This is a genomic window from Micromonospora sp. NPDC050686 (assembly GCF_040654475.1).
Taxonomy (GTDB): Bacteria; Actinomycetota; Actinomycetes; order Mycobacteriales; family Micromonosporaceae; genus Micromonospora.
Genome location: NZ_JBFAID010000009.1, coordinates 114,333 through 127,844 on the forward strand (window position 1 = coordinate 114,333; position 13,512 = coordinate 127,844).

The following is a 13,512-nucleotide window of genomic DNA, read 5'->3' on the forward strand; positions in this document are numbered from 1 at the left end:
GAGGAGTCGAGATGGCACCCAGACGCCATTCCCGGATCTCCCGATGGGCCGCCCTCCTGGGCGACACCCGGACGGAGTCCCCGACACCACCCCCCACCCGCGGCGCCTCGACCCGACGTCGGGTCGGCGCGCTGACCTTCAGCGCCGCACTGGCGCTCGGCGTGCTCGCCCTGCCCGCGCAGGCCGCCACCCCCACCGAGCAGAAGGCACCCGCCGCGCCCGCACCCGCCGCGGTGAAGGTGCTGGTCTTCCACGGCCCGGTCGACAAGCAGGACGACCCGGTCACCCGCGCCGCCGCCGCGATCAAGGACCTGGGTACGGAGCACGGCTTCACCGTCGACGTCTCCGCCGACCCGGGCGCGTTCACCTTCGGCAACCTGGCCCGCTACCGGGGCGTGGTGTTCCTCTCCGCCAACGGCGTCACGCTGAACGACGCCCAGGAGGCCGCGTTCCAGGCGTACGTCAAGGGCGGCGGCGGCTTCGTCGGCGTGCACGACGCCGCGCGCGCCCAGCCAAGCTCCTCCTGGTTCACCGGCCTGATCGGCGCCCGGCCGGCCACCAGTCTGCCGAACGCCGAGAAGGCCGTGTCGGCGACCGCCAGCGCGGAGAACCCGCCGAACGAGACCGCCGCGAAGGCGATCGACGGGTCGACCAGCACCAAGTGGCTGACCTTCAACCCGACCGGCTGGCTGGCCGCGAAGCTGGCCAAGCCCGTCGTGGTCTCCCGGTACGCGCTGACCTCGGCCAACGACTTCCCCGGTCGGGACCCGAAGAACTGGACCCTGCAGGGTTCCGAGGACGGCGTCACCTGGACCGACCTGGACACCCGCAGCAACGAGAGCTTCCCGCAGCGGTTCCAGACCAAGCAGTACAACTTCACCAACACCAAGGCGTACCAGCACTACCGGCTCAACGTCACCGCCAACGGCGGGGAGCCGCTGGTGCAGTTGGCCGAGCTGTGGCTGATCGGCCCGGACGCCGGCCCCGCCCCGGACACCACCGTGCAGGAGGCGACGGTCGACCTCACCGACCGCCAGCACCCGGCCAACAAGGGCCTGCCGCTGACCGTCACCCGCGCCGACCAGTGGATCAACTGGGACGCCAACCCCATCGGCAAGGTGCACACCGTCGCCCAGGTCGAGGAGCACACCTACAACCCGGGCCTGAGCGGTAACGGCGCCTTCCACCCGATCTCCTGGTGTCAGGACTACGACGGCGGCCGCTCGTTCTACACCGGCATGGGTCGCACCGACGCGAGCTGGACCGGTGACGCCCAGTTCAAGGGCCACCTGGCCGGGGCGATCAAGTGGACCACCGGCATGGTGCGCGGCGACTGCCAGGCGACCGTCGCCGCCAACTACCGCATCGATCGGCTGACCACCGCCAACCAGGCCGGGCAGCTGGACCAGATCGGTGAGCCGCACGGCTTGACCATCGCGCCCGACGGCAAGGTCTTCTACATCGGCAAGGCGGCCTGCCCGAGCGGCCCGATCGTGAGCTGGGACGACCCGAACGTCGGCAAGGGCTGCGGCACCATCCACCAGTGGGACCCGACGACCAAGCAGGTCAAGCTGCTCACCACCCTCGCCGTGATGGGCAACCGGGGCAGCGGCAGCGAACTGGTCAAGAACGAGGAGGGCCTGATCGGCATCACCCTGGACCCGAAGTTCGCGCAGAACGGCTGGGTCTACGTCTACTGGATGCCGCACGAGTCCATCGACCGGGACAAGCGGATCGGCAAGCGGACCGTGTCCCGGTTCACCTACGACGCGGCGAAGCAGAGCCTCGACCAGGGCACCCGCAAGGACCTGCTCTCCTGGGACACGCAGATCCACAGCTGCTGCCACGCCGGTGGCGGCATGACCTTCGACGAGTCCGGCAACCTGTACATCGGCTCGGGGGACAGCAACTCCTCCGGCGGGTCCAGCGGCTACTCCGGCAACAACTGGACCCAGGACTACAAGGGCGTGTCGTTCCAGGACGCCCGCCGCACCTCGGGCAACACCAACGACCTCAACGGGAAGATCCTGCGGATCCACCCGGAGGCCGACGGCACCTACACCGTCCCGGCGGGCAACCTGTTCACCGGCAAGGAGGAAGGTGGCGGCAAGACCCGCCCGGAGATCTACGTGATGGGCGTGCGCAACATCGCCCGGATCGCCTGGGACCCGGTGAACGACTGGCTCACCGCGGCCTGGGTGGGCCCGGACGCCGGGGCGCCGGACCCGGAGCTGGGCCCGGCGAAGTACGAGACCGCCACGATCATCACCTCCGCGGGTAACCAGGGCTGGCCGTACTGCATGGGCAACCGGCAGCCGTACCGGGACCGCAGCAACACCGACGCGACCCAGCTGACCGGTTGGTACGACTGCGACAACCTGAAGAACACCTCGCCGCGCAACACCGGCCTGGTCGACATCCCGCCGGCCCGGGACAACATGATCTGGTACTCGCCGCAGGGCGGTGGCCCGGTCTACCCGAAGCGCACCGACGGCAGCGGCCTGCCGACCTTCAAGCTGGGCGACGAGACGTTCACCCAGCCGTGGCTCAAGGGCGGCGGCCAGGCGATCATGGACGGCCCGACCTACCAGCGGGAGAACGTCGACACGAACAGCGGCGTGGCCTGGCCGGCGTACTGGGACAACAAGTGGTTCATCGGTGACCAGTCCAACGCCAACAACCGGGTCGCCTTCACCATCGACCCGAAGAACGTGCCGACCCAGGGCGCCCCGGCCTTCGCCGAGGACCTGCGGCAGATCATCCGCTCGGGCAGCGGCGGCAACCAGCTGCAGTCCTGGATGGACGCCAAGTTCGGGCCGGACGGCGCGCTCTACCTGCTGGACTACGCGGGCGGCTTCTTCAGCCTGCACGGCAACCAGAAACTGATCCGTGTCGCGTACACCGGCGGGCCGGCCACGCCGAACCCGAAGGACGTGGGCGTGCGGGCGGTGGCGCAGAGCGAGCCGCGCACCATCCAGTTCTCCAGCGCCAAGGTCGGCGGCGTGGCCTGGGAGTGGAACTTCGGTGACGGCAGCGCGCCGTCGCACGAGGCCAACCCGGTGCACACCTACGCCGACTACGGCACCTACCAGGTCACCCTCAAGGTGACGTACGCCGACGGTACGGTGGCCACCGAGACCATCCCGGTCTTCGCGGGCTGCCAGGCGCCGGACACCCGGAAGACCGTCCACCTGCTGGACACCGACACCGGCGTGGCCAACGTCGAGGTCGGCGGCAAGTGCACGCTCAACGACCTGATCGACGACGAGCGGAACTGGACCAACCACGGCCAGTTCGTCAGCCACGTCAACGACGCGGTCAACGAGGCCCGCAAGGCCGGGGCGATCGACAACAAGACGGCGGCGGCGCTGAACAAGGCGGCGGCGCAGTCCCAGCTGGGCAAGGTCCCCGGGTACCAGCCGATCTTCGACGGCACGGCGGAGTCCCTCGCCGACTGGCGGCAGGCGCCCAGCGGCATGTTCACCCTGCGCACCGACGGCTCGATCCGCAGCTCCGGTGGGCTGGGCATGCTCTGGTACGCGGGCAAGGAGTTCGGTGACTTCTCCGTGCGGATGAAGTTCCGGGACGTCTCGCCGGCCGGCACGTACGCCAACACCGGCGTGTTCACCCGGTTCCCGGACCTGCGGACCCCGGTCGACCAGCGGCCCCAGTGCGGCCGGACCGGTTCGGCCGTCGGCTCGCCGGCCTGGGTGGCGATCTACTGCGGCCACGAGATCCAGATCTACGACGGCCCGACCGGCGAGCCGCAGAAGACCGGTTCCGTCTACAACTTCGACCCGGTGGGCCTGGAGCAGGCCCGGCCGACGCCGAAGGGGCAGTGGAACGACTACGAGGTCCGCGTCGTCGGGCAGCACTACACGATCACCCGCAACGGTGTGGTGATCAACGAGTTCGACAACACGCCGGGCAAGGCGTCGTCGCGGGCCGGTGACCCGCCGACGGACCTGCGCCAGTTCCTCAGCGGCTTCATCGGGTTGCAGAACCACGGCACCAACGACCTGATCGAGTTCCGCGACGTACGGGTACGGCAGCTCTAACCGCAAGGAGGGGCCCCCTGTTATCGCTTTCGGTAGAGGGCAGGGGGCCCTTCTTGACACCACCGGCGCCGGGTGTGGGGCTTCCCCCGCACCCGGCGCCTCGCCGTCAGGGCGCTGCGTTCCCGGCACCGCTCGGGAGGGGGTGGGCGGGGTCCGGCTCCGGCTCGGCCTGTTCCTCGAGCCACCGGGTGTGCGCCTCCCACGCGGACTGCTTGCTGGTGCCCAGCGCCCCGCCGATCTGTGACCAGGAGGCGCCGGTGGCGCGGGCGCTGCGGACCGCGAGCTGCCGGCCGTAGCCGGCCTTGCGGGCGATCAGTTCGCCGAGCGCCAGCAGCTCCAACGCCTCCTCGCGGGCCAGCGGGGCGGCCTCCACCGGATAGGGCAGCTCGTCGTCGGGGTCGTCGCCGGCCGGGGCGAGGGCGTCCCGGGCACGCAGCTCGTCGTAGCGGGCGACGGCGGTGAGCAGGGTGTGCTCGCGTTCGAGGCTGTCGGGAGTCATGCCCCCACTCTGCCGTCAGGATCCCTTGACGTCAAGTCAACCTGACGGCGCCCCGGTGGGACGCCGGTTCCCTATGCTCGGGCCCATGCGGGATCGCCGGGTGCTGCTGCTGTGGACCGGATTCGCCCTGACCGCCATCGGGTCGGTGCTGCTCGTGCTGCGCCGCCCGGACCGGCTGTCCGACCTGCACATCTACTACGGCGCACTGGCCCACCTGCGCGCCGGCCAACCGCTCTACACGTACGTGGCGGACAACGGCGGCCCGTTCACCTACCCGCCCTTCGCGGCCCTCGTGCTCTGGCCGATGACCCTCGTACCCGAGGGGGTGGTCCAGGCGATCTGGCTGGTGTCGACCTGCGCGGCGGTGGTCGCGGTGGCCGTGCCGGTCGGCGCCGCGCTGGCTCCGGCGGGACCGCGGCGGCGGCTCGCCGTCGCGGCCGTGGCCGCGGTGCTCATGGTCTCCGCGCCGGTGCAGAGCAACCTGCGCTTCGGGCAGGTCAGCATCTTCATCCTGCTCCTGGCGCTGCTCGACGGGATGGGCCTGGTCCCGGCCCGGCTGCGCGGGGTGCTGGTCGGGGTGGCCGCCGCGATCAAGTTGACCCCGCTGCTGTTCGTCGCGTACTTCCTCGTCGCCCGCCGCTACCGCGACGCCGCCCGCGCGGTGGCCGCCTTCGCCGCCTGCGCGGCGCTCGCCGCGGTGGTGCTGCCCCAGGCCAGCCGGGCCTACTGGTCCGGCACCATGCTGCAGACCTCCCGCATCGGTGACCTGGCGTCGCTGGGCAACCAGTCGCTGCACGGGATGCTGCTGCGCGTCGGCGTCGACGACGGGGCGCTGCCACCGGTCTGGGCCGGGCTGGTCGCGGTCGTCTGCGCGGTGGCGCTGCTGCGCGCCCGCCAGTTCGCCGCGCACGACCGGCCCGGGCACGCCGCGGTGCTCGTCGGCTGCGCCACCGTGGCCGCGTCCCCGGTGTCCTGGACCCACCACCAGGTGTGGCCGGTGCTCGCGGCCATGCTGCTGATCGGCGCGTCCGGCGCCACCCGGCGGGTGGCCGGCGCCGCCCTGCTGGCCAGCATGGTCGTGTCGCTGGGCGTGGTGCTGGGCCCGGTGTCGAGCCGGCCCGGGGTGCAGTTCCTCTTCGAGAACGCCCGCGCGCTCGGGGTGTGCCTGCTCTGCCTCGCCGGATTCGGTGGGGTCGCGGTCGCCGCGACCCGGGCCGCCGGCCGACCGGTCCGCCGCCGCGCGGGGCTGCGGGTGGGCGTCGCGGCCGCGGCGACGCTGGCGTTCTTCGCCGTGCAGCCGCTGCCCGCCGGGGCCGACCCCACCTTCAAGGCGTACGACCTGGCGGACGTGACGAATCCCCGGTACTTCTTCGTCTGCCGCGGCGCGGCCGAGTGTGCCGCCTACGGCACCGGCGCGCCGGTCACCTTCGGCACCCGCACCGAGAAGACCAAGGTACGCGTCAACGGGGTCGTCGCCCCACAGGTCGCCCGGTTGGCGTACTACTCCGCACCGGGCGGCGCGCCGCGGACCATCCCGCTGCTGGCGGCGTACCCGGGCAGCCGCACGTTCTCGTTCCGGTCGGCGACCATGACCCACGGCCGGCTGGTCGCCTACGCCACGGACGGCGCTCCGATCGCCACCTACGACGACGAACTCGCCGCTGCCTTCTCCTGACCCGCCGCGCTGCTCAGTTCCCGGCTCGGTCCGGGCCTGGCATGGTAGTGGCATGTGCAGGAACATCCGCGTGCTCCACAACTTCGAACCGCCCGCGACCGACGACGAGATCGAGGCGGCCGCCGTCCAGTACGTCCGCAAGGTCAGCGGCGCGACCCGGCCGTCCGCGGCCAACGAGGAGGCGTTCGACGAAGCGGTCCGGGCCGTCACGGCGGCCACCCGGACCCTGCTGGACGGCCTCGTGACGAAGGCGCCTCCCCGTGACCGCGAGGTGGAGGCCGCGAAGGCCAAGGCCCGCGCGGCCGAACGGTACGGGGTGCGACCGGCGGCCGCGGGCTGATCGCCGGCGATCAGCCCGGTCGGTCAGCGAGTCCTCTTCGTCGCCCGTTTGCGGGGCGGGGTCAACAGGTCGGCGATGGCCCCGATCGCGGACGGCACCACGCGGTAGTACGCCCAGACTCCGCGCTTCTCGCGCTCGAGGAGGCCGGCCTCGGTGAGGATCCGTAGGTGATGGCTGACCGTCGGCTGGGACAGCCCGAGCGGGGCGGTGACGTCACTCACGGACGCCTCACCGTCCGGGGCGGACTGGATCAGGCTCAGCAGCCGCAGTCGAGCCGGATCGGCGAGGGCCTTAAGGACTCCGGCGAGCCGTTCGGCATCGGCGCGTTTGATCGGCTCGCCGGTCAGCGGCGAGATCGAAGGCATGTCAGTTCTCACAGTTCCCACGTCTTCCATAGTTGCATCAACAGCATCGACAGACCGGTAGAAACCGGACATCCCCGATGGCGATCGCAATATCGACTGCAAGTCCATGCTGTCGGGCCACGTTGCGGTCCGTCGCTGTGTGAGGTGCGCCCGTCAGGCGGCATGCCGCAACGCGGGCTCGGTGTCGGCGAGGAAGGCCCGCAGCGTCCGTGCCGGCCGTCCGGTCACGCGCTCGACGGTGTCGGTCACCGCCGCGAAGCTGCCGGCGTGCACGCGCTCGAAGGTCAGCACGAAGAGTTCTCGATCGAAGCCCGCGGTCCCGGCCACCGCCTCGTCGATGGTCGTCTCCCGATGGGCCAGGGGGCGTTCGGTGGCGGCGGAGAGCAACTCCGCGGTGCGCGGCAACGAGAGGGCCTCCGGGCCGGTGAGTTCGTACACCTGACCGGCGTGCCCCTCCTCCAGCAGCGCCCGCTCGGCCACCGCCGCGATGTCCCGGGCGTCGATCCAGGCCAGCCGCGCCCCGCCGCTGGGGAACGCCAGCTCCCCGCCGCCGGCGATCTGGTCGCGGTAGAAGCGCGGGTCGGTGAAGACCTGCATGAACCAGCTCGGACGCAGGATCGTCCAGGCCCGCCCGCTGTCGCGTACCGCCCGCTCGGCGCGCGGCGCCCAGCCGTCGGGCCCCATCTGGTCCGCATCCTGCTCGGACAGTAGGACGACCCGGGTCCGGGGCGACGTCTCGGTCAGCAGCGCGCCGATGAGCTCCGGCGCGTCCGCGCGATCCGGTCGGACGACGTACACGGCGTCGATGCCGTCGGTCGCGGCCGCCCACCCGGACGGGTCGTCCCAGGAGAAGGCGGTCGGGCGGACGCCGTCGAGGCTGACCGTGGCCGGATCGCTGCTGCCGCCGAGCACCTCGACGCCGGGTCGCGCCACGAGCAGCTCCGCCAGCGGTACGCCGGTCTTGCCACGGACCCCGGTCACCAGCACGCGGGTCGTCCCGTCACCGGCCGAGTTCGGACGCGTCACGTCGAACCACTCCTTTTGCTTGAGCGACTAAAGCTTCTCGACCCACCTAAACACCGATACCTGAGTGAGTCAAGTAATCTCCAGGCATGACCGAGGTGACGGACCCCCTTGACCAACAGGTGTGGAACTTCGTGTACGCCTACGACGCCGCGTACGGCCGCGCCGCGCAGGCGGTCGGGCTGAGTGCCGCCCAGGCCTGCCTGCTCGAGCACCTGACCGGGGGTGGCCGCTCCATGGGTGAACTCGCCGTCGAGCTGCTGTGCGACGCCTCGAACGTCACCCAGCTCGTCTCCCGGCTGGAGGCCCGTGGCCTGGTGGCCCGCGTGCCCGACCCGGCTGACCGGCGGGTCAAGCGGGTGTCGATCACCGCGGCGGGGCATCGGGTCAGCCACGCCGTCCGGCGGGCCTTCGACTTTCCGTCCGAGCGACTCGGACGGCTGACGGAACACGAGCGACGCCAGCTGTCCGAGCTGCTGGCAAAGGCGTTGGCCCCTGGGTGACAGCCGGCTCGGGTGCGCCATGCTGAGGCGTGGAAGAAGCAGGAAGCCGGCGACGCAACCAGCCGGCACCCCCGCACGTGATCTTCGAGGCGCTGACCGACCCGGACCGCGATCCGACCCGGCCGTGGCTGCTGCTCCTCGATGACGAGCAGCGTCCCTGCACGGTGCAGGCGCGCCGGCCCGACCTGGTGGTGTGGTCGTCGATGTGGCCCAAGCGGCCCGACGCCGTCGTACGTTTCGACCTGCCCGCTGACGGGCGGGGCGGCACCGACCTGTGCTGGACACTGCTGCTGGCCGAACCGCCACCGGCGGCGGCGCTCCTCGGGCACCTGCGTAAGCGGCTCAACGAGCTGATCAACGGCAAGCTGCGGCGCAGCTTCGGCCAGTGATGCGGGACGGTGGCGGCGGCCCGCGGGGCCTAGGGTGGCGGCATGCCGGTGGAGCCACCCGTGATCGACCTCGACGCGCAGGAGCGTGCGCGGCCCCGAAGCCCGCGGCATGAAGTCGGCGGTAGCGTACGCGTCCTCGCCGCGCTGGTCGTCGGCCTGCTCGTCGGCGGCGTCGGGGCCAGCGTGCTGCGCGATCACCGGGGCCAGCAGGCTCGCGACAGCGCTGTCGCGCTGGTGGCGTCACCGACCGGAGGCCTCGAGACCGGGGGATCCAACGGCGGTAAGGCTTGGGTGGTGGGCCAGCTGATGGTGGTCAATGCCGGGCCCGAACCGGTCACCGTCCGCTCGGTGCGGGCGCAGCGGGCGGGCCTCCTGCTGGGCGACGACGGCCGCAGCGTGACCATCCGTCCCGCCGGCATCGGCTGGTTCGGCGTCCGCCTGGAGCTGGACTGCGCGACGAACTTCGAGCCGACGCCGTTGACGCTGCGCTTCTGGGTGCAGACCGCGGACCGCCGGGTTCGGGAGGTGAGCCACCCGGTCGCGCTGATCGGCAGCTCCTGGCTGGACACGGGCCTGCGGATGTGCCCGCGAGGCTGACCTTCCCCCGCTCAAGGGACGCCCGGGCGGCCGGGGGACCGTTGGCCGCCGGCGGTCGGCGGGCCCGCCCGCGTGCGCGGTGGCGGGCCGGCCTACCGCCGGCTCAGTCCGGCAACGGCAGCCGGGTCGGTTCCACCGTCACCGAGGGGCTCGGCGACACGGCACGGCTCGGCCGTGGGTTCGGCCTGCCGGTGGGGGAGGGGCTGGTCGTCCGCGGTGACGGCGACACCCTGCTCGGGGTCGGCGACGGCGTGCGCGGCGACGGCGACGGGGTGGTCGGCTCCGGCCGGGCGGTGCTCGGCTCCGGGTCCGGGGCCGGCGCGGTGGTCGCCGGGGCGTCGTCGGGGAACCTCGGCTCGGCGAACCGGTACTTGTCCGGGTTGAGCTTCATCGCCGCGGTGGCCTGTGCCAGGAACTGCCGCCAGATCGGCGCGGCCCCGGCGGAGCCGAACACGTTGTTGTTGCCGTCGGTGGTCCGCAGCGGCTTGCCGTCGGTGGTGCCCACCCACACGGCGGCCGACAGCGCGCCCGTCCAGCCGACCATCCAGGTGTGCGCGTTCTCGGTCAGGCTCTGCCCGGACTGCCAGGTGCCCGTCTTGCCGGCGGAGTCCCAGCCGTTGTCGAGCTTGGCCGCCTTGACCTGCCGCAGCGTCCAGTTGAGCTGGGCGGTCGCCTCGTCGTCCAGGCCGATGTCGGTCTGGGCCAGCTTCTCCTCGTAGAGGCGGTCGTCGCCCTTGGCGACCATCCGGACGAAGTGCGCCTCGGCGCGCTTGCCGCCCGCGGCGAAGGTGGCCATCCCGTTGGCGTGGTCCTGCACGGTGATGCCGTACTGGCCGAGGCCGACCTCGGTGGAGAACTTGCCGGCGACGTCGGCGCCGCGCTTGCCGCGCAGGTCCACCCGCTGCGGCTTGCTCTCGCCCGAGGCGTTCTCCCACATCGACTCCACGCCCGCCTTGGCCGCCATGTCGATCACCTTGTCCACGCCGAGCAGCTCGGTCAGCTCGAAGTAGGTGACGTTGAGCGAGTGGACGGTGGCCTCCCACAGCGCGCAGTCGGGCTGGCAGTCGGCCTTCTCGGCGTTGCGGATCGGGCCCGCCGGGCTGTCCTTCGTCCGGCCCGACTCGGGGAACTCCTTGGTGTCGGGTGCGTCGAAGTGCTTCTTGACCGAGATCTTGTCCTGCACGGCGGCGGCCAGGTCGTACACCTTGAACGACGACCCCGGCGGGTGCTGGCCGAAGCCGACCGGCTGTCCCTCCTCGTCGTAGTACCAGCCGGCGTAGTCGGCGCCCTCACCGTCGTTGCCGCCGTAGTAGCCGAGCACCCGGCCGGTGCCCGGCTCGACCGAGACCAGCGCGGCCTGCCAGTTCTTCGGCTGCCCGCGCACCTGCTCGGGGGCGGTGTCGCGGCGGATGTCGGCGGCGTTCTCCGCCGCGTCCTGCACCCGCTTGTCGATGGTGGTGACGATCTTGAAGCCGCCGTTGCGGATGTAGTCGGACGTCTTGTCCTTGAACGGCTCGGTCTGCCGCAACTCGCTGAGCACATGCTTGACTACCAGACCGGTGGGCCGGTTGGTGTTGGACTGCCGCCCCTTGCGGTCGATCGGCTTCACCGAGTCCGGGTACGCCAGGTCGGCCGCCTCCTGCGGGTCGAGGTAGCCCAGCTTCACCATGCCGTCCCGGATGTACGACCACCGTTCCATCGAGTTCTGCCTGGCCTTCGGGCCGCGCGCCGGGTCGTAGCCGGGCTGCCCCTCGGGGTCGTCCGGGTTCGCCTCCGGCTGCTTGACCATCGCGCACAGCACCATCGCCTCGGAGACGGTGAGCTGCCGGGCGGCGGGCGCGTCCTTGCGCACGGTCTTGCCGAAGTACGCCTGGGCGGCGGCCTCGATGCCGTACGCGCCGCGCCCGAACGGGACGGTGTTCAGGTAGAAGCCGAGGATCTCCTCCTTGGAATACTTGTCGTCGAGCTTCCAGGCGACGACCGCCTCGCGCAGCTTTCGCGAGTAGGTGACGCCCTTGAGGTCGGCGGCCACCCGGGCGTACTGCTGGGTGATGGTCGACGCGCCCTGCCGCTGCCCGCCTGTGACGTTCGACCAGGCGGCGCGGAGCACCCCGGCGAAGTCGATGCCCGGGTTCTTCCAGAAGCTGCGGTCCTCGGCCGCGACGATCGCCTGCTTGGCGGTGTCGTTCATCTCCGCGTACGGCACGATCGTCCGGTTCTCCGCGCCGAGCGTCGCCATCGGCGTCCTGCCGTCGGCGTAGTAGACCGTGGTCGACTCGGGCAGTTTCAGGTCGGTGGGGGTGGGCACGCTGTCGACGTAGTAGGTGCCGCCGATCAGCCCGACGCCGGCGAGCAGGGCGAGGACCGCCAGGATGATCGGCCACCGCCGCCGGCGGCGCGCCTTCGCCGCCGTGCCGGTCGGCCGGCCGGCGTCGTGGCCCCGGCGGGGCGCGGCGTAGCCGCCCGGACCGCCAGGTCCGTATCCGCCGCCCGCGGGTCCGTATCCGCCGCCGGTTGTGCCGCCGTCGTCGTAGTTACCGGTATCAGACACCCGCACCCGGTACCCCCAGCTCGGCTCGCCGAATCGTGGGCGGGTGCGGTGAGCCTGGTCGCGCCTGCCCACCCCGCCCGTGACCGGCCGGGCCGGGGCCGCCGACCCTACCCCGCCCACCTGCGCGGACGTGAACCCGGCACGCCGGCGTGGTGCCGACGACACCGAGCGTGACGGTGGGCGGGCGAGATCAGGCGGCGTCGGCGAAGATCACGATGCCGCGCTCGGCGTGGCTCACCCCGGCCGGCGCGGCGCCGTCACCTGCCAGTGTTGATCTTCAGGTCGACGCCCTGCGCGGAGCAGGCGTCCTTCAGCCCCTTCAGGTGCTCGGTCAGCTGCTTGATATACATCATCGTCTGGTCCAGATTGTTGCGGTCCGACGTGTCGATCTGGGAGATCTGCCAGGCGGCGTTCACCGCGCCGGTGCCGTGCTCACGGATGTCGTCGTACCTCGAATCCTCGAACTTGCCCCGCAACTCGTCGTACTCGTCCTTGCTGAACTTCCCGTCGTCGGCCGCGGTCGGCTTTTTCTGGCTGACCTGGTCGGCGTCCGCCGCCATCGCCTTGCAGGCGGCGACGCCGGAGTCCTCCTTGACGAAGCCGTCGTAGACGGCCCAGCCGCCGACCCCGAGCACCAGGGCGGCCACCACGCCGGCGGCGGCGAGGATCACCGGCTTGCGGCTGGAGCCCGACGCCGGCGGCTGCCCGTCGTGCCCCCACGGGTCCGGCATCGGCGGGTACTGCGCCGCCGGCTCCGAGGCCATCGGGTACTGCGGCTGGCCGGGGTACGTGGGCTGGCCCGGGTACGGGGGCTGGCCGGGGTACTGCGGTTGCCCCGGGTACGGCGCCTGGCCCGCGGCCGGCGCCGGGTAGCCCTGCTGGCCGGGGTGCTGCGGGTATCCCGGGTGCTGCTGCCCGGCGGCCTGCTGGGGGTGGGTGTACGGCGGCTGACCCGGGTGGTGAGGCTGAGGGGCCGCGGGATACTGCGGGGCGGGCGCGGCGGGATACTGCTGACCCGGCGCGTACGCCGGCTGCCCCGGGTACTGCTGACCCGGATACGTCGCCTGCTGGTCGGGGGCGGGCGGGAACGGCTGGTACGGCGCCATGGGCTCGCCCGGCTGGTACGGCGACTGCGGCTGCTGCCCCGGATAGGGATTGGTCATGTGGGTGCTCCCGAGGTGGATCGGCTGTTCGGTCGATGTGCGTCGACAGTCGGGCCCGGTAACCGACGGGGGCAGGTCAATCCGGGTTCGGCCTGCGCGATAGTACTGAAATCCGGGCCCGGCCGTTGACCCGCAAAGGTCGGGCCGAGGCCGACACCATGCCGGGCTGCCGGTCAGACAACTCAAGGGCCGCACTGCGCGTACGTGGCCCCGGGTGCAAGGCGGGGCCCCCGGTTAACGCATTCTGTATAGGAGGGTGTCCCTATGGGTTTTGTCAAGCAGCAGCGGGCCTTGGCTGGTAGGGGATCTTGTCGCGGAGCATGGCGAACAGGACGTCGCAGCGACGGCG

Annotated in this window: 11 protein-coding genes; 6 read left to right on the forward strand and 5 right to left on the reverse strand. The window is 71.8% G+C overall.

The window, feature by feature from the left end; genetic code table 11:
- Window positions 1-11 precede the first annotated feature (11 nt).
- On the forward strand, window positions 12-4,058 hold the full coding sequence (locus AB0H57_RS10150) for a ThuA domain-containing protein (protein WP_357504679.1): 4,047 nt from the start codon (window positions 12-14) through the stop codon (window positions 4,056-4,058).
- Window positions 4,059-4,164: 106 nt separating this feature from the next.
- On the opposite strand, the gene AB0H57_RS10155 is transcribed toward AB0H57_RS10150, so the two are convergent.
- Window positions 4,165-4,557 carry a hypothetical protein gene (locus tag AB0H57_RS10155; protein WP_357504681.1) on the reverse strand — a complete coding sequence of 131 codons (393 nt, stop codon included), beginning with the start codon at window positions 4,555-4,557 and terminating at the stop codon, window positions 4,165-4,167.
- A gap of 85 nt (window positions 4,558-4,642) precedes the next feature.
- On the opposite strand from AB0H57_RS10155, the gene AB0H57_RS10160 reads away from it, so the two are divergent.
- Entirely contained in the window at window positions 4,643-6,232 is a 1,590-nt protein-coding gene (locus AB0H57_RS10160) for a glycosyltransferase 87 family protein (RefSeq protein ID WP_357504683.1), read from the forward strand.
- A gap of 52 nt (window positions 6,233-6,284) precedes the next feature.
- Window positions 6,285-6,572 (forward strand): DUF2277 domain-containing protein, encoded by a 288-nt coding sequence (locus AB0H57_RS10165; protein ID WP_357504685.1) that lies wholly within the window; start codon window positions 6,285-6,287, stop codon window positions 6,570-6,572.
- A 23-nt stretch (window positions 6,573-6,595) separates the two neighbouring features.
- Here AB0H57_RS10165 and AB0H57_RS10170 read toward each other — a convergent pair whose 3' ends face one another.
- Both AB0H57_RS10170 and AB0H57_RS10175 read right to left on the reverse strand, forming a co-directional pair.
- Window positions 6,596-6,937, reverse strand: coding sequence for a metalloregulator ArsR/SmtB family transcription factor (locus AB0H57_RS10170; protein ID WP_357504687.1), 342 nt, complete (start codon window positions 6,935-6,937; stop codon window positions 6,596-6,598).
- Between the two features lie 153 nt (window positions 6,938-7,090).
- Complete coding sequence (locus AB0H57_RS10175) at window positions 7,091-7,963, reverse strand: NAD(P)H-binding protein (protein ID WP_357504689.1); 873 nt, start codon at window positions 7,961-7,963, stop codon at window positions 7,091-7,093.
- Window positions 7,964-8,049: 86 nt separating this feature from the next.
- Between AB0H57_RS10175 and AB0H57_RS10180 the strand changes: the two genes are divergently transcribed.
- Genes AB0H57_RS10180 through AB0H57_RS10190 form a run of 3 tightly spaced genes read left to right on the forward strand, consistent with a single transcriptional unit; the run spans window position 8,050 to window position 9,449 of the window.
- Window positions 8,050-8,463 (forward strand): MarR family transcriptional regulator, encoded by a 414-nt coding sequence (locus tag AB0H57_RS10180; protein WP_357504691.1) that lies wholly within the window; start codon window positions 8,050-8,052, stop codon window positions 8,461-8,463.
- 29 nt (window positions 8,464-8,492) lie between these two features.
- Entirely contained in the window at window positions 8,493-8,852 is a 360-nt protein-coding gene (locus AB0H57_RS10185) for a hypothetical protein (protein WP_357504693.1), read from the forward strand.
- A gap of 60 nt (window positions 8,853-8,912) precedes the next feature.
- Window positions 8,913-9,449 carry a hypothetical protein gene (locus AB0H57_RS10190; protein ID WP_357504695.1) on the forward strand — a complete coding sequence of 179 codons (537 nt, stop codon included), beginning with the start codon at window positions 8,913-8,915 and terminating at the stop codon, window positions 9,447-9,449.
- A 103-nt stretch (window positions 9,450-9,552) separates the two neighbouring features.
- On the opposite strand, the gene AB0H57_RS10195 is transcribed toward AB0H57_RS10190, so the two are convergent.
- On the reverse strand, window positions 9,553-12,000 hold the full coding sequence (locus tag AB0H57_RS10195) for a transglycosylase domain-containing protein (RefSeq protein ID WP_357504696.1): 2,448 nt from the start codon (window positions 11,998-12,000) through the stop codon (window positions 9,553-9,555).
- Window positions 12,001-12,257: 257 nt separating this feature from the next.
- Window positions 12,258-13,163: a hypothetical protein gene (locus AB0H57_RS10200; protein WP_357504698.1), complete on the reverse strand. Its 906-nt coding sequence runs from the start codon at window positions 13,161-13,163 to the stop codon at window positions 12,258-12,260.
- Window positions 13,164-13,512: the final 349 nt, after the last annotated feature.